21 protein-coding genes and 1 pseudogene are annotated in these 22,395 nt (G+C 60.3%); 7 read left to right on the forward strand and 15 right to left on the reverse strand.

The window, feature by feature from the left end:
* Window positions 1–32: 32 nt before the first annotated feature.
* The 4 genes from QD409_RS23260 to QD409_RS23275 are packed head-to-tail and all read right to left on the reverse strand — an operon-like array spanning window position 33 to window position 4,637.
* Window positions 33–1,010, reverse strand: coding sequence for an ABC transporter permease (locus tag QD409_RS23260; RefSeq protein ID WP_430763785.1), 978 nt, complete (start codon window positions 1,008–1,010; stop codon window positions 33–35).
* Window positions 1,011–1,012: 2 nt separating this feature from the next.
* On the reverse strand, window positions 1,013–2,032 hold the full coding sequence (locus QD409_RS23265; protein WP_092844394.1) for an ABC transporter permease: 1,020 nt from the start codon (window positions 2,030–2,032) through the stop codon (window positions 1,013–1,015).
* Window positions 2,022–3,572 (reverse strand): sugar ABC transporter ATP-binding protein, encoded by a 1,551-nt coding sequence (locus QD409_RS23270; protein WP_092844392.1) that lies wholly within the window; start codon window positions 3,570–3,572, stop codon window positions 2,022–2,024. The genes QD409_RS23265 and QD409_RS23270 overlap by 11 nt, the downstream gene beginning before the upstream one ends.
* Before the next feature lie 60 nt (window positions 3,573–3,632).
* The gene (locus QD409_RS23275) at window positions 3,633–4,637 is read right to left on the reverse strand and encodes a sugar ABC transporter substrate-binding protein (protein WP_092844390.1); all 1,005 of its coding nucleotides are present in this window, start codon (window positions 4,635–4,637) and stop codon (window positions 3,633–3,635) included.
* A gap of 387 nt (window positions 4,638–5,024) precedes the next feature.
* Between QD409_RS23275 and QD409_RS23280 the strand changes: the two genes are divergently transcribed.
* The 3 genes from QD409_RS23280 (at window position 5,025) to QD409_RS23290 (ending at window position 8,994) form a co-directional block, all read left to right on the forward strand.
* Entirely contained in the window at window positions 5,025–6,071 is a 1,047-nt protein-coding gene (locus QD409_RS23280; RefSeq protein WP_092844388.1) for a substrate-binding domain-containing protein, read from the forward strand.
* Window positions 6,072–6,143: 72 nt separating this feature from the next.
* Window positions 6,144–7,349 (forward strand): acyl-CoA dehydrogenase family protein, encoded by a 1,206-nt coding sequence (locus tag QD409_RS23285; protein WP_430763786.1) that lies wholly within the window; start codon window positions 6,144–6,146, stop codon window positions 7,347–7,349.
* Window positions 7,350–7,521: 172 nt separating this feature from the next.
* On the forward strand, window positions 7,522–8,994 hold the full coding sequence (locus QD409_RS23290; protein ID WP_430763787.1) for a nucleobase:cation symporter-2 family protein: 1,473 nt from the start codon (window positions 7,522–7,524) through the stop codon (window positions 8,992–8,994).
* Window positions 8,995–9,106: 112 nt separating this feature from the next.
* Here the strand turns inward: QD409_RS23290 and QD409_RS23295 are convergent, their stop codons facing one another.
* The 8 genes from QD409_RS23295 to QD409_RS23330 all read right to left on the reverse strand — a co-directional run bounded on the left by QD409_RS23295 (window position 9,107) and on the right by QD409_RS23330 (window position 16,291).
* Window positions 9,107–10,324 carry an SfnB family sulfur acquisition oxidoreductase gene (locus QD409_RS23295; protein ID WP_092844384.1) on the reverse strand — a complete coding sequence of 406 codons (1,218 nt, stop codon included), beginning with the start codon at window positions 10,322–10,324 and terminating at the stop codon, window positions 9,107–9,109.
* A 162-nt stretch (window positions 10,325–10,486) separates the two neighbouring features.
* Window positions 10,487–11,785, reverse strand: a complete 1,299-nt coding sequence (locus QD409_RS23300) for an NAD(P)/FAD-dependent oxidoreductase (protein ID WP_430763788.1) — start codon at window positions 11,783–11,785, stop codon at window positions 10,487–10,489.
* A 135-nt stretch (window positions 11,786–11,920) separates the two neighbouring features.
* On the reverse strand, window positions 11,921–13,177 hold the full coding sequence (locus QD409_RS23305; protein WP_092844380.1) for an ABC transporter substrate-binding protein: 1,257 nt from the start codon (window positions 13,175–13,177) through the stop codon (window positions 11,921–11,923).
* Window positions 13,178–13,206: 29 nt separating this feature from the next.
* Entirely contained in the window at window positions 13,207–13,659 is a 453-nt protein-coding gene (locus QD409_RS23310) for a DUF4440 domain-containing protein (protein ID WP_092844378.1), read from the reverse strand.
* Window positions 13,656–14,711, reverse strand: a complete 1,056-nt coding sequence (locus tag QD409_RS23315) for an aldo/keto reductase (protein WP_430763789.1) — start codon at window positions 14,709–14,711, stop codon at window positions 13,656–13,658. The genes QD409_RS23310 and QD409_RS23315 overlap by 4 nt, the downstream gene beginning before the upstream one ends.
* 5 nt (window positions 14,712–14,716) lie before the next feature.
* On the reverse strand, window positions 14,717–15,070 hold the full coding sequence (locus QD409_RS23320) for a TIGR04076 family protein (protein WP_092844376.1): 354 nt from the start codon (window positions 15,068–15,070) through the stop codon (window positions 14,717–14,719).
* Between the two features lies 1 nt (window position 15,071).
* Window positions 15,072–15,560 (reverse strand): DUF3830 family protein, encoded by a 489-nt coding sequence (locus tag QD409_RS23325; protein WP_092844374.1) that lies wholly within the window; start codon window positions 15,558–15,560, stop codon window positions 15,072–15,074.
* Window positions 15,557–16,291 (reverse strand): GntR family transcriptional regulator, encoded by a 735-nt coding sequence (locus tag QD409_RS23330; protein WP_092844372.1) that lies wholly within the window; start codon window positions 16,289–16,291, stop codon window positions 15,557–15,559. Before QD409_RS23330 ends, QD409_RS23325 begins: the two co-directional genes overlap by 4 nt.
* A 123-nt stretch (window positions 16,292–16,414) precedes the next feature.
* On the opposite strand from QD409_RS23330, the gene QD409_RS23335 reads away from it, so the two are divergent.
* The 4 genes from QD409_RS23335 to QD409_RS23350 are packed head-to-tail and all read left to right on the forward strand — an operon-like array spanning window position 16,415 to window position 19,846.
* Window positions 16,415–17,212: an ABC transporter ATP-binding protein gene (locus QD409_RS23335; protein WP_092844370.1), complete on the forward strand. Its 798-nt coding sequence runs from the start codon at window positions 16,415–16,417 to the stop codon at window positions 17,210–17,212.
* Entirely contained in the window at window positions 17,209–17,958 is a 750-nt protein-coding gene (locus QD409_RS23340; RefSeq protein WP_092844368.1) for an ABC transporter ATP-binding protein, read from the forward strand. Before QD409_RS23335 ends, QD409_RS23340 begins: the two co-directional genes overlap by 4 nt.
* Window positions 17,955–18,863 carry a branched-chain amino acid ABC transporter permease gene (locus QD409_RS23345; RefSeq protein WP_092844366.1) on the forward strand — a complete coding sequence of 303 codons (909 nt, stop codon included), beginning with the start codon at window positions 17,955–17,957 and terminating at the stop codon, window positions 18,861–18,863. Before QD409_RS23340 ends, QD409_RS23345 begins: the two co-directional genes overlap by 4 nt.
* Window positions 18,860–19,846, forward strand: a complete 987-nt coding sequence (locus tag QD409_RS23350; RefSeq protein ID WP_167667896.1) for a branched-chain amino acid ABC transporter permease — start codon at window positions 18,860–18,862, stop codon at window positions 19,844–19,846. Before QD409_RS23345 ends, QD409_RS23350 begins: the two co-directional genes overlap by 4 nt.
* 87 nt (window positions 19,847–19,933) lie before the next feature.
* Here QD409_RS23350 and QD409_RS23355 read toward each other — a convergent pair.
* From QD409_RS23355 to ampC, 3 genes and pseudogenes are all read right to left on the reverse strand, one after another.
* Window positions 19,934–20,112, reverse strand: a pseudogene (locus tag QD409_RS23355) (carbohydrate ABC transporter permease); the annotation flags it as partial.
* Between the two features lie 93 nt (window positions 20,113–20,205).
* Window positions 20,206–20,595, reverse strand: a complete 390-nt coding sequence (locus QD409_RS23360; RefSeq protein ID WP_092844364.1) for a hypothetical protein — start codon at window positions 20,593–20,595, stop codon at window positions 20,206–20,208.
* A 541-nt stretch (window positions 20,596–21,136) separates the two neighbouring features.
* Window positions 21,137–22,318, reverse strand: a complete 1,182-nt coding sequence (gene ampC / locus QD409_RS23365) for a class C beta-lactamase (RefSeq protein WP_430763798.1) — start codon at window positions 22,316–22,318, stop codon at window positions 21,137–21,139.
* Between the last annotated feature and the right edge of the window lie 77 nt (window positions 22,319–22,395).

Below are 22,395 nucleotides of genomic sequence, written 5' to 3' on the forward strand. Positions count from 1 at the left end.
GCTGTTCCTGCATGATTTCGATCAGCCGGCGCTCAGGCGCCGACGGCTTTCTTGTTGACGAAGCTGAAGGCGAGCACGGCGAAGATCAGCAGACCGGTGCCGACCTGCTGCCAGTAGAAGTTCAGGCCTGTCAGCAGCAGGCCATTGGCGACGATGCTCAGAAGCAGAACGCCGAGTACCGTGCCAGCGACGTTCGGTCGGCCAAGCGGCGAGAAGGTCGTGCCGATGAAGGTGGCGCCAATCGCGTTCAGCATGAAGCCGTTGCCGGAGGAGGGGATATAGACCGTCACCGTCGCTGTCAGGATCAGGCCGGCAAAGGCGGCTGTGATACCGGCGAGAATGAAGGTGGCGGCAACATGCGCCCGAAGCGCAATTCCCGAATAGCGCACGGTGCGCGGCTGGATGCCGATTGCCAGAACCACGCGCCCGAAGCGCATCCGCGCAAAGAGCAACGCGGCCGCGGCGATGATGACGGCTGCGATCAGGTGCGGTACGGGAATGTTGCCGATCGTTCCGTGCCCGATAAATCGAAATGCCTCGGGAACGCCGGAGGGCGGTAGATAGACCGGATTGCCACCACCCGTCAGTAGCTGCTGGATGCTGCGGCCGATGAACAGCGTCCCGAGCGTTGCCAGGAATGGCGATACGCCGATGCCTGAAATCAAAACCGCGTTGAACGAGCCGACCAACGCCCCTGCGCCGAGCCCGGCCAGAGCCGCCAGCGGCACGGGCGCGCCGGCCAAAATGGTCGAGACGAAAGCAAAGCTTGCAAAATCGACGGCAGTGCCAACCGAAAGATCGATGCCACCGGCGGCAACGGCAAAGGTCATGGCGATCGAGACGATGGCGAGCAGCGTGAAGTTGTTGACGAGAATGCTCTGCAGATTGCCGGCGCTGAGGAACGTCGGCGCGACTGTAGAGAACAGCGAAAAGACGGCGACAAGCGCGATGATGAGGCCATAGCGGGCAAGGCCGGCGAGAGGTCGCCCTGAAGCAACGGCGGTGGACACGATCAGATCTCCCGTTTGCGCAGCAAGGTGGTCGCCGAGACAACGATCAGGATCAGCAGGCCCTGAACGCCGCTTACCAGCGTGCTCGGCAGGTTCAGAAGCTGGAAACCGTTGATGAGGAAGCCGATAAACAGGGTCGAGATCAGCGTTCCGCCAATCGTCGGCACCAGACGGCGCGAGAAGACCGAGCCGAGCAGGGCGGTTACGACCACGGGAAGCAGCATTTCGCCGGAGCCGGTCGTGCTGCCGCTGAGATAGGATACCGACAGGATGCCGGCGATCCCGCCGCAAAGCCCGCTGGCGACGAAAGCGCCCGCGACCAGTTTCTTCAATGGAAGCCCGGCAGCCCGCGCCGCTTCGGGAAATTCGCCGACGGCGTAGAGCCGTAGACCGAGTGGGGTATATTGCACGATGGCAGCGGCAATGATCGTGAAGCCGATCAGCATGTAGGCGAGGACAGGGATGCCGAAGCCGTCCGACGCGGAAAGCGTGGTCAGGAAATTTGTCGCAGCGGGAAGGACAGTATTCTGGGTCAGGACCAGCTCCAGACCGGCGACAACATTCATCACGGCAAGCGTCGCCAGCAAGGGCACGATACCCGCCAGCACGATCGCCAGAGCGTTGACGACGCCGATCGCCAATCCTGCGGCAAGCGCACCCGCGCCTGCTGCAAGGTCGTTGAAGCCCAGCTGGATCAGCGTTGCGTAAACCGCGGCGCACAGGCCCATATTGGCGGCAAGCGATAGATCGATGCCGCCTGTGACCACATTTGAGCCTCCGGCGATCAACACGATCGTCAGGCCGATGGCAAGGACGCCGGAGATGGCCGATTGGCCGAGTACATTGCCGATATTGCCGACGCTCAGGAAGTAGGGTGCGGTCAGCGCAAAAATCACCAGGATCGACAGGAAGGCGAGCAGCGAGCCGAAGCGCAGGGTTGCGGCGGCGAGCTTGCCGCTTGAAGGCAGCGCGGGCTTGCGCGCAGCCTGGGGGAGGGAGGCAAACTGGACATCAGCCGACATGGCGCAATCCTTCCACGGCGCCGGTCGATGCCGACAGCACTTCATCCGTTGTGGTCTGTGAGGAGATCAGTTCGCGCGCCAGGCGGCCGCGGAACAGGACGAGGATCCTGTCGGTAATGCCGACGAGTTCGGGTAGATCCGACGACAGCACGATGACGCCGGCGCCGCGGGTGGCAAGCTCGCCGATAAGCGAATAGATCTCGACCTTGGAACCGATATCGACGCCGACGGTCGGCTCGTCGAGCAGATAGATTTCCGATTGGCGGCTCAGCCATTTGGCGATTGCCACCTTCTGCTGATTGCCGCCTGAAAGCGTGCGGACCAGGGCTTCGCGCCCAGCTGTCTTGATCTGCAGACGCTTGATCAGATCGTCGGTATCGCTTGTCTCGCGTTTGCGGTTGAGAAAGCCGAAGCGCGTGTAGCGGGAAAGGCTCGACAGCGTGATATTCTCGCGCACGCTGAGATCGAGGCCGACGCCGTGGCCGCGACGATCCTCCGGCACCAGCGCTAGTTGATGATTGACGGCTTCCACCGGACTGCGGGGCTTCAAGGCCTGCGTCTCGATATCGATCTCTCCGCTTGTCGCTGCCTGCAGTCCGAAGAGCGTCCGCACCAGATCCTTCGCCCCGGAGCCGAGCAGCCCGGTGATGCCGAGGATTTCGCCGCGGTGCAGCGTGAAGCTGACATCGTGGAAGCGGTTGGCTGCGGAGAGATTGCGAACCTTTAGGATTTCGGCGCCGAATTCCACCTGCCGCTTCGGGAACATCTCCCCGATATCACGCTCGACCATCAGGGTTGCTATCCCATTGGCAGACGTCTCGCTCATGGGCAGAGAGGCGACATCGACGCCGTTGCGTAGCACCGTCACGTCATCGCACAGCGCCTCGATCTCGTTGAGATAATGCGAGATATAGATGATGGTCACGCCTTCGCTGCGCAGGCGGCGGATTAGGCAGAAAAGCATATCTGCCTCCTGCCGCACCAAAGCAGCCGTCGGCTCGTCGAAGACGAGGAGCTTCGGCTGGTGCAGCAGCGCCCGGGTGATCTGAACGATCTGCTGCTCAGCTGTCGAAAGCTCGCTGATCAAGGCATTCCGCGGCAAATCCACTCCGAAATAATTGGCGAGGATCTCTTCAGCTCGGCGTTGCATCGCGCGGCGATCGAGGAAGGGAGTGCCGGCGAGGCGCAGCTCCCTGCCGAGGAATAGCGTCTCGCCCACCGTAAAGGTGGGGACCAGTAACCGGTCCTGGTGGATGAAATGAATGCCGAGTTCTTCGCACAGATGCGGCGTCAGCCGATCATATTGCCGGCCCTCGATTTCGATGCGGCCTTCATCCGGCCTATGCAAGCCGGCGAGAAGCTTGATCAACGTCGATTTGCCGGCGCCATTCTGCCCGACAAGCCCATGCACGGTGCCGCGTCGTACGGTCAGCGAGGCGCCGGCTAATGCCTGCGCGCCGCCAAAACGCTTAACGACGCGGTCAAAGCGGACAACCTGTTCTTTGTTGTCAGCGGCAAACGCTGGCTCGGTTGCTGTCATTGGAAAAGGCCCTCGCATTAAGTGGGCGATGTGGCTAAAGCCGCATCGCCGATTTAGATGTCAGCCAATGCCGAGCTTTTTGACGATGTCGGCAACATTGCTTTTGTTGGCGAGGAGTGCGGGCACGTAAGTCTCACGCGGTAGCGTCTGTCCCGCCAGCAGCTTGGCGACATTGCGGATGGCCGTGCGGCCGATTTCCGCCGGCTGCTGGGCGGCGTCTGCTCCTGCCGGCGAGTTTGGATCGGCAACCAGCTGCAGCACTTCCGGGCTTCCGTCGACACCATAGGTGCGGATTTCCGTGCGGCCGGCGGCGGCAAGCGCCTGGGTGGCGCCGAGCTGGGGAATATCCCAGGCCGACCAGATCGCCTTGATCGAACCCTTTTCCGGATATTTGTTGAGGATCGCGGTGATCTGGGTGAAGGCGTCCTGAACCGTGTTGGGAATGACATCCCGAAGTTCCGGTTGAATGATTTTCACCTTCGGGAAGTATTTGACGACGTTGACGAGCTGATCGTAGCGGATCGCGCAGGGTGTCACGCCGTAGAAGCCGTTGAAGACGACAATGTTGCCCTCGCCCCCGATATCCGACACGAGCTGCAACGCCAGATCTTTGCCGATACCCCAATTGTCTGACGTGGTGTTGTTGATCGAATTGGTGGAGCCGACATCGACTGTCAACACGGGGATGCCGGCATCGCGCGCCTTCTTCAGCCAGGGATCGATGACGCTCAGCGTGCCGAGAATCTGGACGATCGCGTCCGGCTTCTGCGCGATCAGCGTCTGCAGTTGCGATACCAGCTTGCCGTCGTTACGGCCGGCATCGACTGCGATCGGCGTGCCGCCCAACCGCTTCACCTCTTCGATCTGGGCGTTATAAGCCTGCAGATCGAAATAGTGATCGGTTCCGGTTGCGCTGATGGCGATACGCTTGCCTTTTAGGGACAGGGCATCGTCAGCTGCCGCTGCCTTGTTCGAGATAAGCCCGGCGGTCGCCAATGCCGCGCCGGCGGCGGTCAGTTTTAAAATATCCCGACGTCCAAGGCCGGTCGTGTTTCCGTTGGTCATGAAGCATCCTCTCCAGCAATCCACAAAGCCAATAGGCTATAAAATAGATAGATTTTAATGTTTAAAGAGAAACAATTTTCCAAAACCGCATCGGAGTGGGGAATTTCCATGAGCCGTTGGTCATGCGTACAGATCGGTGTTTCCAGATAATTACCGCAGCGGACTAGGTAGTTGCCCGCCATCTGCGCACACCAGCCTCTGTACGCTGCTTGTTTTCGAGGTAAGCGCTTGCCGCCAAGGCTTCGCCCGACGAACAAAGAATCTCCGAAGCTCGCCAAAATCAGATTATTTAATCTACTAAAAACATAGAGTTTATATCTAATAATTGTATGCGTCGCGGGATGTTCCGTCAGACGGCGCTCCAGATTGATTGCGAGGTTCGCTACGATGAAGTCCCTTCTACGGCTTGCCCTGTCAGCCGCCGCCATTCCCTTTCTATTGACCCACACGGCAATGGCCGGTGGAGTGAACGGTGCTCCCGCACCCTTTGACAAGGGTGGCGTGAAGGTTGCGCTGGTCAGCTACATTTCCGCCGGTGACTTCTTTCAGGCCTATCAGGCAGGGGCCGAAGCCCAGGCCAAGGCGCTTGATATCGACCTGCGTGTCTTTCCCGGTCGTCAGGACGCAGCCGCGCAGCGTGAACAGATATTGCAGGCGATCAATCTCGGTGTCTCCGCGATTGTCATTGACCACGGTCTGCCGGAATCGCTCGGCGATGTCGTTCAGCAGGCGCTAGACAAGGGCATCAAGGTCGTCGCTTTCGACGTCAATCTCAACAACCCGAAGATCCCGCAAGTCGAGCAGAGCGATCATGAGCTTGCCGAGCTCGCCTTGAAACAGGCACTCAAGGACAATGGCGATAGCTTCAAGGCAGGCTATGTCTATGTTGCCGGCTTTGCGCCGCTCGACCGGCGCAACGAGGTCTGGGAGACGTTCAAGAAGCAGAATGCCGGCGTCGTCGAAAAGGCGCGCTTCGGCAATGTCAGCGATACGACGGCAACCTCGACGGCCGATCAGGCCAAGGCGGCGCTGACGGCTAATCCCGACATCGGCGTCATCTTTGCCCCCTATGATGAATTCGCCCGCGGCGTGAAGCTTGCCGCGACGGATCTCGGCATCGTGAACAAGCTGAAGATCTATTCGGCTGATGTCTCGACTGCCGATATCCAGGAGATCACCGAGCCTGGCAGCCCCTGGGTTGCGACGGTCGCGACCAATCCGGCCGTTGTCGGCGCCGTCTCCATCCGAGCCGCAGCCTTGCAGGTTGCAGGGCAGGAGGTTCCACATCAGATCACCGTCAAACCGACGCTCTTGACCCAGGAGGGATTGCGCGCCGCCGGCGTTAAAACGATCGAGGAACTTGCACAGAAGGTTCCGGCCTTCAATGCCAGCGACGCGGTGACTGCGAGCTGGATACCGCAGAAGCTTTTCTAGGCTGCCGATCTCGATCTATCGGCGGGCGCGTAGGCGTCCGCCGGATTACACTAAAGAACCGGAGTTCACATCATGAGCCAGTCCAACGTCGTCTTCGCAACCAGTCGAAACACCACGCGAGAAGATCTTTTTGCCAAAGCGGAAGAGATTGCCGCAGATCTTTCGAAGCACGCCGCAGAGCTTGATCGTGAAGGTCAGCCGCCCCTCGGCGAAATCGTCAAGCTGAAGAATGCGGGCTTGTTGAATGTCTTGCACGCGCAGCAGGTCGGTGGCGGCGATCTCGATTGGGTGGATGGCCTGCGGCTGGTGCGCATTCTGGCGCGCGGCGAAAGCTCTATCGGGCAACTTCTCGGCTACCACTATGTCAACAGCCAATATGTCTATTGGGCCTTCGACGAGGCGCGGGCGCAGGAGCTCGGCAGCAAGACCGTTGCCAACAGCCTCTATTGGGGTGCTGCCGTCAATCCGCGTGATCCGGGCCTTGTCTTGACGCGCCGCGGCAACGGCTATGTTCTGAACGGCCGCAAGTCCTTCTCCACCGCTGCTCATGTCTCCGATTACATCAACGCCAACGCCGCGCTCGATGACAAGATCGTAGGCTTTGCCGTTCCGACCAACCGGCCTGGTTACAAGGCGAATGACGATTGGAACAATTTCGGCCAGCGTCTTTCCGACAGCGGTAGCGTTGAATTCCATGATTTCCCTGTCTACGAGGAGGATCTGGATAAGGCGGCGTCGATTGGCGGGGAGGCGCCTGTTCTTGCGACTTTCAACACCCCTCTCATTCAGCTGGTCTTTGTGAATTTCTATCTCGGTACGGCCGAAGGCGCACTGCAGCAGGCTATAGACTATGTGCGGACGACGACGCGGCCGTGGGTGACTTCTGGTGTCGAACAGGCAGCAGACGACCCCTACATTCTTGAGCGGGTTGGCGAATTCACCGCTGCGCTGAAGGCATCCGCCGCTCTGGCCGACAGTGCTGCGGCGACCGTTCAGGCTGCTCTTGCGAAAGGACACAAGGCAACCGCGCGTGAACGCGGCGAGGCTGCTGCCGAGGCCTATGCCGCCAAGGTCAATGCCACGCATGTCTCGCTGGATATCACATCGCGCGTTTTCGAACTCACCGGCGCGCGCTCGACGGCCGAAAAATACCGATTCGACCGTTTCTGGCGCAATGTCCGGACCCATACCTTGCACGACCCTGTCTTTTACAAGGCCAAGGAAGTCGGAGAATTCGTTCTCAACGGCAAGATCCCGGAGGTCAGCCTCTACAGCTAGGCCGCCGGGGCTGTTGACACCCGCTGACATCCCAATCGGGTATCGGTATGCGGAACGGTGTCTTTCATAAGGTGTTTCGCATTTTTCTATAAAGTCATCCGAGGTCGGACGCCGTAGTCTGCGTTTCTCATTTGGAGGAAATGAGAAACGCAAAGGTATGGAGGAGATTACCTTGGCAGTAACCGCAGAGGAAACGACCGCCCACTTATCCCCGGAAGATGAAAAGCTCAGTCTTGGCGCAAATCTGGCCTACGGCCTTCAGCATGTTCTCACAATGTATGGCGGCATCGCAGCCGTTCCCCTGATCATCGGCCAGGCATCGGGCCTTGCGCCGACCGACATCGCTCTGCTCGTAACGGCGTCACTGTTTGCCGGAGGCCTGGCGACGATCCTGCAGACGATCGGAATCCCTTTCTTCGGCAGCCGCCTCCCTCTCGTGCAGGGTGTGTCCTTTTCCGGCGTCGCGACGATGATTGCCATCACCGGACATGGTGGTATCCAGGTTGTCCTTGGCGCCGTCATCGCAGCCTCATTCATCGGGCTTGCCATCACGCCGGTCTTTTCGCGCATCACCCGCTTCTTTCCGCCGCTCGTCACTGGCATCGTTATCACGACCATCGGGCTCACGCTCATGCCGGTTGCAGCGGGCTGGGCCATGGGCGGCAACAGGAGCGCACCGGAATTCGGCAGCCAGGCCAACATTCTGTTAGCCGCCGTGACGCTCGCGATCGTCCTGCTGCTCAGCAAAGTGGGCAGCGCAGCCATATCGAGGCTCTCGATCCTGCTTGCCATCGTCATCGGAACAGCCATTGCCTATGCGCTTGGCATGACCGATTTCTCGCGCGTGGCGAACGGGCCTTTCGTCGCCTTGCCGCAGATTTTCCACTTCGGTTATCCGATATTTGACGCAGCGGCGATCATCTCGATGTTCATCGTCATCATGGTGATCTTGGTCGAGACCTCCGCGGATATCCTTGCTGTCGGCGAGATCGTCGGAACCAAGGTCGATGCACGCCGGCTCGGCGATGGTTTGCGCGCGGACATGCTGTCCAGTATCCTGGCTCCCGTCTTCGGCTCCTTCACGCAAAGCGCCTTTGCGCAGAATGTGGGTCTCGTCGCGGTCACCGGGATCAAGAGCCGCTTTGTCGTCGCAACCGGCGGGCTCTTTCTCGTTGCCCTGGGATTGCTGCCGGTCGTGGGCCGTGTCGTGGCCGCGGTTCCAAGCTCGGTCCTCGGCGGAGCGGGCCTCGTCCTGTTCGGGACGGTGGCTGCCAGCGGGATCAGGACCCTCGCCAAGGTCGATTATGAGAACAATATGAATCTCATCATCGTGGCGACTTCCACTGGCTTCGGGATGATCCCGATCGCGTCGCCGACCTTCTATGAGCATTTTCCGGCATGGATCATCACCATTTTCCACTCCGGCATCAGCTCGGCAGCATTGATGGCAATAACGCTAAACCTGCTGTTCAACCACTTGACGGCTGGCAATTCGGATCAGCAGTCGGTGTTTGTCGCCGGAACTGAGCGCCTGATCCGGTATCAGGACATCGCCGTTCTCCATGATGGCGACCATTTCCTGAATGGCAGGCTCTATGACGCCAAGGGTGCGGAAGTTCCGCTCGTCCCTGCGGAAGCCCACTGACGCCAAATACCCAAAGATAGCGGCTTGAGAGCGCCCAGATGCTTTCAAGCCGTTTTCTCATGCCGATGGCCATTCATTCCTGCCGGTCGGCGAGGCCTCGTTTAGGTCTCCGTCAGAGCGCGCCGTTCTTCGGCGGGATGACGTCGTTCAGGTGATAGTTGCCGACGACGTGATATTTCCAGCGGACGGGGTCGTGCAATGTATGTGTACGGGCATTGCGCCAGTGGCGATCGAGATTGAGGTCGAGCTTGACCGAGGCCGTTCCGGCCAGTTCGAACAGCGTATTCGTCGCCTCGATGGCGATTTCCGTCGTCAGCACCTTGGCGGCCGCAACGGCCAGCGTTGCCTCGACCACTCTCTTCTCCGTCGTTTCGACCTGCGCCGCATCGACCTTGCGTCCGGCACGCTCGATGGTCGCGGTTGCCGCTTCCAGCCGGATGGCGATCTGGCCGATCTTGGCGATTGTCAGCGGATCGTCGCTAGCGCGCTCGACGCCGCTATCCATCCAGGGACGCGCCTTGGCCTTCACGAAATCCAGCGTCTCGGCAAAGGCGGCTCTGGCAATGCCGAGATCGATGCCGGCATGGATGATCTGACCGACCGAGCCGATCGTCGACGGCCGCTCGAAGCCCTTGTGGTGGAGGACGACATGGTCGGCGTTCACATAGATATTGTTGAGGACCGTGGTGCCGCTACCGGTGGTGCGTTGCCCGAAACCATCCCAGTCATCGACGATTTCGACACCTTCAGTACCCTTTGGAACGAAAGCCATGACCAGCTTATCGGCCTCATCCAGCGCGAAGACGGTGATCCAATCGGCAAAGAGAACGCCTGTCGAATAGAACTTGCGGCCATTGATACGATAGCCGGGACCGTCGCGAGTGATGCGGGTATTGTAGTGCCCGACTGTTTTCGTGCCGCGCTCGGACAGCGCATTGCCGAAACGATCGCCCGCCAAAGCGCGACTGAAGAAGTAGCGCTTCTGATCTTCAGAACCGTCGATGCGCAGAGCCTCGAGAATATAGAAATGGTTCTGCGGGATCTGCCCGATCGAACCATCGGCCTGCGCCAGGATCGCGGTGATCTCTGCCAGCGTTGCATTCGAAACGTCCAGCCCGCCATATTCTTCCGGGACGGTAATCGCGAGCAGGCCGGATTGCGATAGCGCATCCATCTCGTCAAACGGAAGCAGCCTTTCGCTGTCTCGCTCCGAGGCGGTCGCGGCAAAGCGTGCGGCAAACTCCTGCGCGACGGCGAGCGCATGTTGCTCGCTCTCAAGCAAGGCCGCCTCAGGCTGCTTGGTGTTGATGTGATGCAATTGCGCGTTCATGGGCGGGCTCCGATTTCATTTCGCGCACGATGCAGCATTCAAAGCCCAGTCGCGAGAAAAGGCATTTCGTTTTTGCGGATGCGGCCGCTTCTTAATTTCTTTATCTATAGACTTAATGGGCAATTGCTGCCGACATGATTGATGATTGGCTCCGCTTGCCCGCTAACGGCGTCCGGTACGCCAGTCTTCAAAGCGGGCATGCGCCAGAGCAAGCGATGCGACGAAGGGCGTGAACCCATGAAACGGCAGCGGTCGGCTCGATTGGAGCGGGATCGGCAGAGACTCCATCGGTTCGCCCAGTGCCAGTCTCGCAAGGGTCCGGCCGAGTTGCGCCGTCATGGCTATACCGCGGCCGTTACAGCCGATACCTCCGAAGAAACCTTCGCCGAACCGATAGAGGCGCGGCAGGAAATCCGGCGTCATGATTGCCGTTCCGGTCCAGACGATCTCGATATCCGGATGGCGCGGCAATCGGAGCTCGAATACGAGCCGGTCGACGACGGCGCGGCCGACACGCTCGAAGGCGCCGATCGGATTGATCGCCATGCCGCCGCTGATCAGCCTGTTGTTGCGATCGAGCCGGTAGGTGAAAAGGTTGGAGCGCGTATCGCCGACGGGACGCCGATGCGGTGCGATGCGCGCAACGGTCTCGGCATCGATAGGCTTCGTTGCCACCTGATAGACCCTGAGCGGCACGCCGGTTCGGCCCATGCGCGAGGCTATGCCGTCGGTAAAGGCGTTGGTGGCGAGAATAACAGCATTCGTCTCGATTTCGTGATCCGCGAAGCCGACGCGCCAGCCGCCGCCATCTCGTACGACGCGCCCGACTGTGCTGTTCTCGCGGATTACACCGCCGCGCTGCGTTGCCGCGCGCACAAGACCGTAGAGATAATTCAATGGATGGATGGTGCCGCCGGAATGGTCGAGCAATCCTCCTGAGTAGATGTCCATGCCCGTTTCGGCTCGGATAGCGCCGGCGTTGAGAAACTCGACCGGTCGGCCGAGTTCCGCCCAATCCTTTGCCCGCTGGCGCAGGATCATTGCCATGTCGTCGCCATAGGCTGGCTGCAGCCAGCCGGTCTGCGCGGCGTCGCAGGAAATATTCTCCTCTGCAATGGTCGCAAAGACCTGGTCGGCGCCCGCGCCGACGAGTGACAGCAGGGCGTCGGCCCTATCGCGCGCGAGCTTCCGGCGAACAGTAGCCGGGTCGACTTTGGCGAAATTCGGAACCACGAAGCCGGCGTTCATGCCGCTCGCACCTGCGCCCAATCGCCCGGCCTCGATGACCGTGACCGAGCGGCCGGCGCGGGCAAGATGAAGGGCTGCGGTCAGGCCGGTGAAGCCGCCGCCGATCACAACGACGTCGCAACGGGAAGGCGGGTCACGCGAAAGTTCGGGGGCAGGGCCGGCCGTCAACGTCCACAAGGTCGGGTTGGTGGGGCGGGCAGCACTGCTGGGCATCAGCGGACGATCTCTCAATAACTATGCCAGATGGCTATCACGACAGGTCAGCCGCTGATGGGGTTGCGCCAGGATGTTTTCACGCGAGGCGCGCCGATCGGTGCGCCTCGCAGTTTTTCAGAGTAGAATTACTGTTTACTTGATCTTGTCCTTGAGAGCCGAGACGTCTTCCATCTTCAGCTCGCCATCGGTCGTAACCTTGCCGTCGGCGATCTTCCAAAGGCGGAAGGGACCGGTGATATCGCCATATTGATCGAAGGAAACCGGCCCGATGACGCCTTCGTAGCGGATCGGCTTGCCTTCCTTGATCAGGCCGAGAGCCTTGGTGAACTCTTCCTTGCCGGCATAGATCGGCGTGCCCTTAGGGTCGACGACCTTAAAGATCGCCTCCTTCAGCTTGGAGGTGTCGTTGCCGGTAATGGCCAGAGCAAGACCGACGATCGCGCCGGCATCATAGGCGCGGTCTGCGGCTGGATTGGAAGGCTCGATGCCGGAGAACGTCTTGTAGTTCTTGTTGAAGTAGTCGGTCGACGGCGTCGGCGTCGTGCCGGACGAAGTGCCGTAGGCTTCCTTGAGGTAGTCGGCTCCAACGGAATCGATGAAGTCCGGGCTGTTCATGCCGTCATTGAGCAGGAACTTCTGCGGCCCGCCCTGCGAGATCCAGGTGCGGGCGATGGTCGCGCCGTCGACCGGCGTGCTGACGAGATAGAGGCCATCCGGGCTGCCAGCCATGCCGGCGGTGACTTCCGATGCGTAGCTCGACTGCTTCTCATTGTAAGGCGTCGTCGAGACGATCGTGCCGCCGAGCGCCTTATAGGCCTTTGAGAATTCGGCGACCATGTTGACGCCGAAATCGTTGTTGACGTGGATGATCGCCAGCTTCTTGAAGCCCTTGTCGATCGCATATTTGGCCGCCGCGATGCCCTGCAGCGAATCCGAAGTGATGGTCCGGAAGAAGATGCCGTTGGTCTTCCCGTCTCGGCCGAGAGAAGTCAGCGTCGGCGAGGAGGCGGCCGGCGACACCTGAACGATCTTGGCCGGTGCGGTGACCGAGGTCAGGATCGGGATCGTCACCGAGGAAATGATGCCGCCGATGATGGCCGGCACTTTCTTGACCTGCACGAGCTGAGTGGCGGCGTCGACGGCGACATTGCCCTGGCTCTGGCTGTCACGGGTATCTGTTGCCAGATCGCAGCCATGAACGCCGCCGGCGGCGTTGATGTCGCGAAAGGCCATCTCGACTGATTTCGCGCCTGCCTGGCCATATTCGCCGGCGGGGCCGGTCAGTTCCATCACGAGGCCGACCGTTACCTTGCAGTCGGCGGCATTGGCAGCACCGGCTGCGGCCAGAAGGGCCAGAGCCGCGGTGATTTGAAATATCGTCTTCTTCATCTTTGTTCCCCTTGTTCGGTCAACGATTTTCATTTCTGGTTTTTAGGAACCTGTCGGGTCTCCGGCATCTGCAGCCAGGTTTCATGCAGGTGCTGCCATTCGACGCCGTTGGGCGCCGATGAACTTGCGGTGAAAAGCGCGCTCGCCTGACGACGGCTATATGTGCCGGCGCGGGACTGGGCTTCGACATAGGCCAGGACAATAACGTCCTCGGTTTCGAAGCTCACGCGGATATCCGAAATCTCGATGGTGAAATCGCCATGAAAGCTCGCCCGGTTTGCCCGGATCAGCTCGATGGTTTCAGCGCGGCCGAAGATGCGGCCGGTCGGCGGGATCATGTGAAAAGCTTGACCGAAGGCGCGCTCGCAGCGGCTGAAATCGGTGTCGTCGGCGGTTGCCGCGTCGTACCAGGCTTCGAAGAAGCGATGGAAATCAATGACCTCGGCGCTGGCCTTCCGAAAGAGGGGCGATTCCTGGCTCATACCTTCCCCGCATTGAGGTTGTAGTGCATGATCGAACCGTGTCTGCCGATGCGGTCGCGCTCCAGCGTATAGACGTCGCCCTGCAGACCCGGACCTTGACTGATGATGCCGGCGATCTGCTGGCGGTCTTCATCCGAGAATGCAATATCCATGATCTTGGCATTAGCGAGCGCATGCGCCTGATTGCGGGCGCCGACGATGACGGCGGCGACCTGCGGCTGTTCCAGCACCCAGGCGCTGGCGATCGTGGCGATATCGACGCCATGGCGATCGCCGATGGCCTTCAACACGCCGAGCAGCGATTGGAACAAGTCCCAGCCGCCGAAGTCATCGATGATCAGCTTGTATTTGACCAGAGAGCGGTTTTCGAGTGGCATGTCCGGTTCAGGCTGCCCCAGCCATTTGTCGCTCAGGAAACCGCCGGCCACCGAGCCGTAGCAGAGGAATTTGACGTCGTTTTTGGCTGCCAGTTGCGCGAGCCCATGCGTTGGGCGTTGGTCTAGAACCGAATACTGCAGCTGCTGACTGACCAGAGGGATGCCAGCGGTGAGGATCTCAGCAATATGCGGCGTGTCGAAATTCGTCGTGCCGACATTGCGCACCTTGCCTTCGCGGCGCATTTCATCGAGCCAGCTCAGGGCCTCGAGATAGCCCGTCAGGGAATAATCCCACCAGTGAAACTGGACCAGATCGAGTTGCTCGGTCTTCAGTTTGCGCAGCGACTTGTCGACGATGCCGCGAATATAGTCGCGGCTGATCGTTGCGAGCTTCTCCAGATCAGGCACGAGCTTCGTATGCACCTTCATCGCGCTTGCAGCTTCGGCGCCGCGCTTGTTGCGAAGCCGTTCGCGCGCTTCGCCGATCAACTCCTCGACGCCCGTATAGATGTCAGCGCAATCATAGGTCCGAATGCCAACGTCGAAGGCGGCGATCAGGTCGGTCACGGCCTGGGCGCTATCGATGGTGCCGTGTCCTCCGGCAAGCTGCCAGCCACCGCGGATGACGCGTGAAATCTTGTATCCAGGGCTGAGCTCAAAAGTCTTGGCGGTCATGCGGTTCATTCTCCTTCAGGCAACGGCACGGCCGTCGTTTCGGCATGGCTGAATCGCCGCTTCCCCGTTCTGACGATCCGCAGTCTGCTTGCGCAGTTCGGGTCGGGGCAGGCGATTTCCGCGTCTGAGGTCATCCAGTCGTTCTTGTGGGTTGGGCGTTGCTTGGCCGCAAGCAGCGGCAGGACGGCTGAAATGGAGTAAATCGAAAAGCCCTGGCCTGATGGCAGGGACAGCATTTCGCCCTTGAGTTCAAAATAGTCGCCGGCTTTGGCGCCGCAGTAGATCGGCTTGCCCTCTGGAATGACGGCCTCGACCCTGAGGTCGAAAAGCTCGAAACTGTCATCGGCTTCAGCAGTCATCTCAGATCTCCGCGCGCTCGAATGTGACGTCGCAGGCACCGTTGCGCCGGATGACGCCGCAGGCTGCAGCGAATTGCTCGCGTTCTTCTGCGCGTACTTGCGCAACGACGCTGCCGGCAAGCCAGCCGATCGGGAACAGCAGGCGCGCGCCCGATCCATAGAACAGTCCGATATCGAAAATCGCGTCGGGATTGCCGCCCCACATGCGCGGCGGCACATAGCTCAGCACGATATCACCGGGCTGCGGCGTCAGCGTCGCATTCTCGGCTGGCAGGGCTGCGGCATAGGAGGCGCCCTTCAGATGTGCCGGCGGTATAGGGCAGGAGATTTCCGGCCCGGTCCACATGGCGTGAATGCCGCCGACCACGCGTTGTTCACTCAGATAGGTCCAGAGAAAGGCAACATTGTCGGGCGCCTTGGCATCCAGTAGCGGCGCAAAGACGCTGAGGCCAGAACGTGGTTCGGAGATTTTGATGGCGCGTTGGCTCATGCGGACATACCCCTCTTGGCTTCGGCTTCCAGTTTGCTGCGCAGGAAGGTAAACGGCCGGCTGATGTCTGCGACCAGTGCATCCCGCGCTTCCTTTGCATCTTGTGCCGCGATCGCCTTGACGATCGTGCGGTGATAATGGGCCGTGTCGACCTCACCCGCGTCCGAGAAGGCGTAGATGGCGACACGGATACAGGGGCCGGACTGCAGCCACAGGCTTTCGATCATCGGGATCAGCACGGCCGAGCCGCAGGCCCGGTAGATCTCGAAATGAAAGGCCTGGTTGAGCGTGACTTCGCGGTCGACGTCCTTCTTGTGCTTCAGTGCGCGCATCTCATCCCAGTCGCCGAGCATGCTCTCGATGATGGAGATCTGGCGCGAATTCATACGGGTTGCGGCGAGGGCGATCGCCTCGCCCTCAATGAGGATACGAGCGCGCAATAGATCATCCATGCGCTCGAGCGTGATCGGGGGCACGCGAACGGATCGGTTGGGAAGCGCTTCCAGTGCCTTCTCTGTGATGAGCCGGCCGAGTGCTTCGCGGACCGGCATGGTGCTGGTCATTAGCGCATCAGCCAGGCCGCGGATCGTCAGCACTTGGCTGGGCTCGAACAGGCCGCCGATCAGCGCGCGGCGCAGCTCGGAATAGACCCGGTCCTGAACCGTTTCGCGGCCCACGGGCGCAAGCTGTGCGGCAATCGGATCGCTCTTCTCGGCGGTGGCCTTTTGCATTCGAAATCCCTTTTTTCGGCTTGCAGAGTGGATTAAAGCTGATTAGCGTGATCAATGCAAGTGTGATCACAAATCAAATAATCAGGAAAGCGGCAACGATCGCTTTCCGGCCAGAGGGATCTCATGAGTACGACCACTGAACGGCATGGGGAGGAAGCCCGGCCGGTTCTGACCGCAAAGAACGTGGTGCGCCGTTTCGGCGGCATCACCGCCGTCGGCGACGTTTCGTTCGACGTACGGCGAGGCGAGATTCTCGGGCTCATTGGCCCCAATGGCGCCGGCAAGACGACGATGTTCGATCTGCTGGCTGGTAGCGTTGCGCCCAGCAGCGGCGAAATCACGTTGAATGGCATGCCGGTGGCGGGCGAGGCGGCGCATCGCCGTATCGGTCGTGGTCTCGGCCGGACGTTTCAGATCCCGCGGCCTTTCCCTAACTTGTCGCTCCTCGACAATGTGATGCTTGCGGCGCAGAACCAGGCCGGCGAGCGGCTATTGTCGAATTTCCTGCGTCCGTGGAGAGTGGCTGCTGAAGAAAGGGTCGCTCAAGCAAAGGCGATGGAACTGCTCGAGCTTGTCCATCTGACGCACCTGACGCATGAGCCTGCAAGAATATTGTCAGGCGGCCAGCGCAAGCTTCTTGAGCTTGCCCGCGTCATGATGGCCGACCCGGCCCTCATCCTGCTCGACGAACCGGCGGCCGGCGTCAACGCCACGCTTCTCGAGACGATCATCGACCGTATCCGCGATATCAATCAGCGCGGCGTCACCTTTCTGCTCATCGAGCACAATATCGATATGGTGACGCGTCTTTGTCACCGCGTGCTTGTTATGGCGAGTGGCCAGATTCTCTGCGAGGGTACGCCGGAAGAGGTTGCCCGCGATCCGCGTGTCATCGAAGCCTATCTTGGAGGCGCGGCATGAGCGAACCGGTCTTGAGCGTTCGCAATCTCGTCGCCGGTTACGAGCCCGGCGTCCCGATCGTGCGCGGTGCCTCGATCGACGTGGCAGAAAAGGAGATCGTCGTCGTCCTCGGCCCCAACGGCGCCGGCAAATCGAGCTTCATCAAGGCGATTGCCGGTCTCGTTCCGGTCGAAAGCGGCAAGGTGGAGCTGGCCGGCAAGGATATCACCCGCGCGCCGGCGCACAACATGGTGCGGCTCGGCCTCGCCTTCGTGCCGCAGACGGAGAATGTCTTCCCGCTGATGTCCGTCGAGGACAATCTGAAGGTGGCAGGCGGCATTCTGAAGCCGAAGGAGGTTCCCGCTCGCATTGAGGAAATGTATGCGACCTTTCCGGATCTCGCCCGTCATCGCCGCATTGCGGCGGGCAATCTTTCCGGCGGACAGCGGCAGATGCTCGCCGTTGCGCGTGCCCTCATCGTTCACCCGAAGCTTCTTGTCCTCGATGAACCCTCGGCGGGTCTTTCCCCGAAATTCGTCTCAATGGTCTTCGAGATGCTGACTGATATTCGCAAATCTGGCGTCACCATTCTGCTTGTCGAACAGAATGCCAAAGCGGCGCTTGCCATCGGCGACCGCGCCTATGTGCTCGTTGAAGGCAAGGACAGGCATGAAGGCGTGGCCTCCGAGCTCTGGAACGACCCTGTCGTCGCCGAGCTCTATCTCGGCCAGCGACCTGCGACCCCTAGAACAGGAGGTACGGCATGAACCTGCAATTCATCGTCGACGGGTTGCTGACGGGGTCTATGATCGGACTTGGCGCCATCGGCGTGACGCTGACCTATTCGATCCTGCGCTTTTCGAACTTCGCTCATGGCGATTTCATGGCTTGGGGCACCTATGCGACGCTTGCCGTCGTCAGCGCCATCGGGGCGATCTTCGGCAAGGTTGCGCCGATCGGTCCGCTTTCGTTCGGCTGGCCGCTGATTGTCGCGGTTATCGCCGCAATGGGTTTTACCGGCGTTCTTGCTCTTGCGCTCGATAAAGTCCTGTTTTCCAGGCTGAGAGCCAAGGGCCAGTCGATCATCGTCGTCATGGCGAGCTTCGGCGCTTCCATGGCTCTGCGCAGCCTGCTCGAATTCCTCTTCACGTCGCGCCCGGCCTATTTCAGCCGCGCCATCCAGATCGCCATGCCCGTTGGTTTCGGCATTCGCATCACGCCCGATCAGATCGCGCTTCTGATCGTCACGGCGCTGCTTGTCTTCGGCGTGCATATGCTGATGACGAGGACGCAGACGGGCCGTTCCATGCAGGCGCTGAGTCAAAATCCGGCGCTTGCCCGCGTCGTCGGCATCGATGTCGCCAAGGTCGTGCGCGTCACCTGGCTGATCGGCGGAGGGCTGGCCTGCGTCGCCGGCGTCATGATCGGAATTCTCGTGCAGATCCGCCCGCTGATGGGCTTCGACATGCTGCTGCCGATGTTTGCCGCCGCCATTCTCGGCGGTATCGGCAGCGTGCCGGGCGCGGTTCTCGGCGGCCTGATCATCGGCCTTGCCGAAGCGGTTGCGGTTCAGCTTGTCGGTGCGGAATGGCGCGCCGCCATCTCCTTCATAATCCTGATGGCGGTGCTGTTCATCCGGCCGATCGGCCTTTTCGGAGTGAGAGAGCGATGATGGATATTATTGGCTACGGCGCTTTCTTCCTGACTACGGCATTGGTCTTCTCCTTCATAACTTTGGGTCTGAACCTGCAATGGGGGCTGACGGGCCTCTTCAATGTCGGTCTTGCCGGCTTCGTCGCCATCGGAGCCTATACGTCGGCTTTGCTGACGACGCCTGATACGACAGGGCGCTTTGGTGGATTCGATCTGCCGATCCTTGTCGGCTGGCTGGGTGCCATGGTCGTGGCCGGTCTTGCCGCCGCCATTATCGGCGTGGCGACGCTTCGATTGAAATCCGATTATTTGGCGATCACTACCTTCGGTGTGGCCGTCGTCGTTCAGCTTGTCGCTCTGAACGCGCAAAAGCTGACCGGCGGTCCCTTCGGCATCGGTTTCATTCCGCGTCCTTTCGCAAGTCTTGCCGAGACGCCGTTGCTTTTCAACTTCGCTAATCTCGGCGTCGTGGTCGTCGTGTTGCTGATCGTCTACCTCGCGCTGGAGCATCTGGCGCGAAGTCCCTGGGGCCGCGTCTTGAAGGCTTTGCGCGAGGATGAGCGCGCCGCCGTCTCGCTCGGCAAGAGCGCCCGCTTCTATCGTGTTCAGGCCTTCGCCGTCGGCGGTGCGATCATGGGGCTTGCAGGTGCCATCCAGGCACATTTCATCGGCTTCATCGCGCCGGACAATTATGTCCCGATCCTGACCTTCCAGATCTGGGTCATGCTGATTGTCGGTGGCTCGGGCAGCAACAAGGGCGCCATCGCCGGTAGTGTTCTGGTCTGGGCGATTTGGGCCGGGTCCGGCGCGCTGACGAGTGTCCTCTTTTCGCCCGAACAACAAGCGCGCGCCGCTTCCCTGCAAATCGTGGCAATCGGCGTCATGCTCTGCATTATCCTGCTGGTGCGTCCGGGCGGCATTTTCGGTGACATGCCTCGGCGACGATCGGCAGTCGAGCTGCAACCGAAACCGGTCGCGGATGAGAGTAACGCCGCCTCGTAGGGCGGCGTTACGGAGAGCTGAATATTGTTTGCGCCCTTCTGCGCATCCCGGTTCGGACCATGTGTCGGATTGCGAGATCCGCGGACGCTAGCCTTTGACCGCTCCTGCGGTCATCGGGCCGGAAAGCTGCAGGTACATCACGAGGCCGAGGAGCGCTGGCGGCAGAGCGCCGATGATCATGACGGCTGACGCCAGCCCCATTTCACGCCGCCGCTGCTGGCAGCGAAGAAAAAGGAGGCTCCGACGGTCGTGGGAACGGCACGATTGAATGCACCATGAACACTTCGGTAGGCATTTTCCTGGCTGGTCGTTGAGATAGCGGTATCGATGCTGGAGCAGAAGGAGGTGGCAGGAGGTTCTTACGAGGCGGCTGCCCGGCGCTCCGGCCGCACGGCTATGCCTGTCTTGCCGACGACGCGCAGCGGGCTTTTGGAAACGGCGGGGGAGATGGTTGCCTTTTTGCCTTTGGTCACTCCCAGCCAGCGAAGAATCGCGTCAAAGCCGGGTTGGGCCGCCCGTTTGACCTCAGGGCTCATTTCAGCATCCATTCCGCAGAGCGTTGCGATTTCCTGAAAATCCACGCGTCCGGCCCTCAGCGGGGGACGCGACTGGAAGACGATGAGCCCGATCATGAAGCCCTTGAGATTTTCAAAGCTGCGGGGTTGCAGCAGCGGCGCGAGCCTCAGATCACAGAAATCAGAAATCTTGCGCTGGAAAACATCGGAGGCAGAATTTTTCTTTACGGGCATTATTCATTCCTTGCATGCGACCTTATCCAAAGGCCGGGGTGTGGCCCGCTAAAGCACGGAGGTTAACGAAGTGCAAACAACCGACCGACCGGCCGCTTTCAATTCTACAATGTGTCCGCATTTGCAAGCGGGAAGATGATCACGCTTGAGTTAGATGCTAAGATCTTCCTGCGGCCTCCAAGCGAGCGCGATATTTTCAGGCATGGCAGCCAAGACCATGAAAAAACTGTAACTTGCCCCGCGTTCCAATGAGAGCGACATTTGTCTTGCGCCGGAATGATGAGGTGAAAGACATGTCAGTCTTGGAAATGTTAGTCAGACGCCGGATGCAGGAAGAATATGCCAAGGGTACTCCGCCTGAGCGGATTAGCCGGCTCCTGCAGGAGTTCCTCAACGGGACAGAAGCCTCCCAAGCCGATGCTGCCCTGCGCCAGGCGCCCAACAGCCGATAGAAATCCAACAGGTAGAATGACGGCCGGCCCTCGAATTTTCTCGAAGGTCGGCCGCTTAGCGGATCAAGCAAGAGCCGGAATTTGGCCTGCTATTGCGCGCCGCCAGAGCCTGGAAGGCTCTCGATCACCGTCAGGATCTTGTATGCGGTCTTGATGCGTTCTGCGTTCGGGTAGTTCTTGTTCGCCAGCAGCACGATACCGATCTGCCGCCCGGGAATGAAGACCGCATAGGCGCCGAAGCCGTTGGTCGAACCGGTCTTGTTGAGCAAGACGTCCTTTTTCGACTGTTGTGGCGGGTTCAGCGGCTCGATCTTATGCGGGTCAAGCGCCATATCGGACGAATTACCGGCAAGCAGCCGGGCAAGCGTCGTCGGATAGGCGTAGGTCTCCCAGCCCAGGGCCTGGGTCGTGTTCCCAACGGTGTAGTAGCCGACATGGGTTGCAGCGATCGCGCGCTGCAAGGTGCCGTCTGTCAGCCCCGAACTATCCATATTGGCTTCGAGGACGCTGAGCATATCAGAGGCCGTCGTCTTGATGCCGTAGGCCTGCGCGTCGAAAACGCCGGGGCCTACCCGCAGCGGCTTGCCCTGCTTCGAATAGCCATAGGCATAATTGCGCATCTCGCCTGCCGGGACGTGAATATAGGTGTGCTTGAGCCCGAGACCGGCGAGGATCTTGTCCTGCATCAGCGTATCGAACGGCTGGCCCATGGCCCGCGCCGCCAGATAGCCGAACAGGCCGATGCTGGCGTTGGAGTAGAGCCGATAGGTGCCGGGAGCATAGGAGGGGTGCCAGCTGCGATAGTAGGCGACCATCTTGTCCTGATCGGTCACGTCTTTCGGGAATTGCAAGGGCAGGCCGCCGGCGGTGTAGGTGCCGAGATCGAGGAGACTGATCTTGTCGAAGCTGCCCCCCGCGAGTTCAGGCATATATTTCGTCGCCTTGTCGGAGAAGGACAGCTTTCCACTGACCTGAGCATAGGAGGCGAGCGCGGCCGTGAAGGTCTTGCTGACGGAGCCGACCTCGAAGATCGTGTCGTTCATGATCTTTTGGCCGGTTTCTTTCGAAGCAACACCGTAGTTGAAGACGTAGCGCTTGCCCTTGATGCTAATCGCAACCGCAAGTCCCGGGACGTCATTTTCTGTCATGAGCGGGCGGATAGCTGCGTCGACCGCCCGCTCCAAGCGGCCCTGGTCACCGCCATCAGCAGCATTGGCAGTAGCGCCATAGGCGAGGCAGCCGGCGACGATACCGAGCTTTCGCAGTGGAATGAAATGCGTGTTCAAGATGATATCCTCATTGTGATAACAGGCCTTGCCGTATGACATGGCCTGGCAGGCATGGCGCT

The sequence above is a fragment of the Rhizobium sp. BR 315 genome (genome assembly GCF_050577975.1).
GTDB lineage: Bacteria > Pseudomonadota > Alphaproteobacteria > Rhizobiales > Rhizobiaceae > Rhizobium > Rhizobium miluonense.

Coding starts and splice junctions, on each gene's coding strand:
- QD409_RS23265 (WP_092844394.1), bottom strand. CDS start 2,032: ATGTCGGCTGATGTCCAGTTTGCCTCCCTCCCCCAGGCTGCGCGCAAG.
- QD409_RS23270 (WP_092844392.1), bottom strand. CDS start 3,572: ATGACAGCAACCGAGCCAGCGTTTGCCGCTGACAACAAAGAACAGGTT.
- QD409_RS23275 (WP_092844390.1), bottom strand. CDS start 4,637: ATGACCAACGGAAACACGACCGGCCTTGGACGTCGGGATATTTTAAAA.
- QD409_RS23280 (WP_092844388.1), top strand. CDS start 5,025: ATGAAGTCCCTTCTACGGCTTGCCCTGTCAGCCGCCGCCATTCCCTTT.
- QD409_RS23285 (WP_430763786.1), top strand. CDS start 6,144: ATGAGCCAGTCCAACGTCGTCTTCGCAACCAGTCGAAACACCACGCGA.
- QD409_RS23295 (WP_092844384.1), bottom strand. CDS start 10,324: ATGAACGCGCAATTGCATCACATCAACACCAAGCAGCCTGAGGCGGCC.
- QD409_RS23300 (WP_430763788.1), bottom strand. CDS start 11,785: ATGCCCAGCAGTGCTGCCCGCCCCACCAACCCGACCTTGTGGACGTTG.
- QD409_RS23305 (WP_092844380.1), bottom strand. CDS start 13,177: ATGAAGAAGACGATATTTCAAATCACCGCGGCTCTGGCCCTTCTGGCC.
- QD409_RS23310 (WP_092844378.1), bottom strand. CDS start 13,659: ATGAGCCAGGAATCGCCCCTCTTTCGGAAGGCCAGCGCCGAGGTCATT.
- QD409_RS23315 (WP_430763789.1), bottom strand. CDS start 14,711: ATGACCGCCAAGACTTTTGAGCTCAGCCCTGGATACAAGATTTCACGC.
- QD409_RS23320 (WP_092844376.1), bottom strand. CDS start 15,070: ATGACTGCTGAAGCCGATGACAGTTTCGAGCTTTTCGACCTCAGGGTC.
- QD409_RS23325 (WP_092844374.1), bottom strand. CDS start 15,560: ATGAGCCAACGCGCCATCAAAATCTCCGAACCACGTTCTGGCCTCAGC.
- QD409_RS23330 (WP_092844372.1), bottom strand. CDS start 16,291: ATGCAAAAGGCCACCGCCGAGAAGAGCGATCCGATTGCCGCACAGCTT.
- QD409_RS23335 (WP_092844370.1), top strand. CDS start 16,415: ATGAGTACGACCACTGAACGGCATGGGGAGGAAGCCCGGCCGGTTCTG.
- QD409_RS23340 (WP_092844368.1), top strand. CDS start 17,209: ATGAGCGAACCGGTCTTGAGCGTTCGCAATCTCGTCGCCGGTTACGAG.
- QD409_RS23345 (WP_092844366.1), top strand. CDS start 17,955: ATGAACCTGCAATTCATCGTCGACGGGTTGCTGACGGGGTCTATGATC.
- QD409_RS23350 (WP_167667896.1), top strand. CDS start 18,860: ATGATGGATATTATTGGCTACGGCGCTTTCTTCCTGACTACGGCATTG.
- QD409_RS23360 (WP_092844364.1), bottom strand. CDS start 20,595: ATGCCCGTAAAGAAAAATTCTGCCTCCGATGTTTTCCAGCGCAAGATT.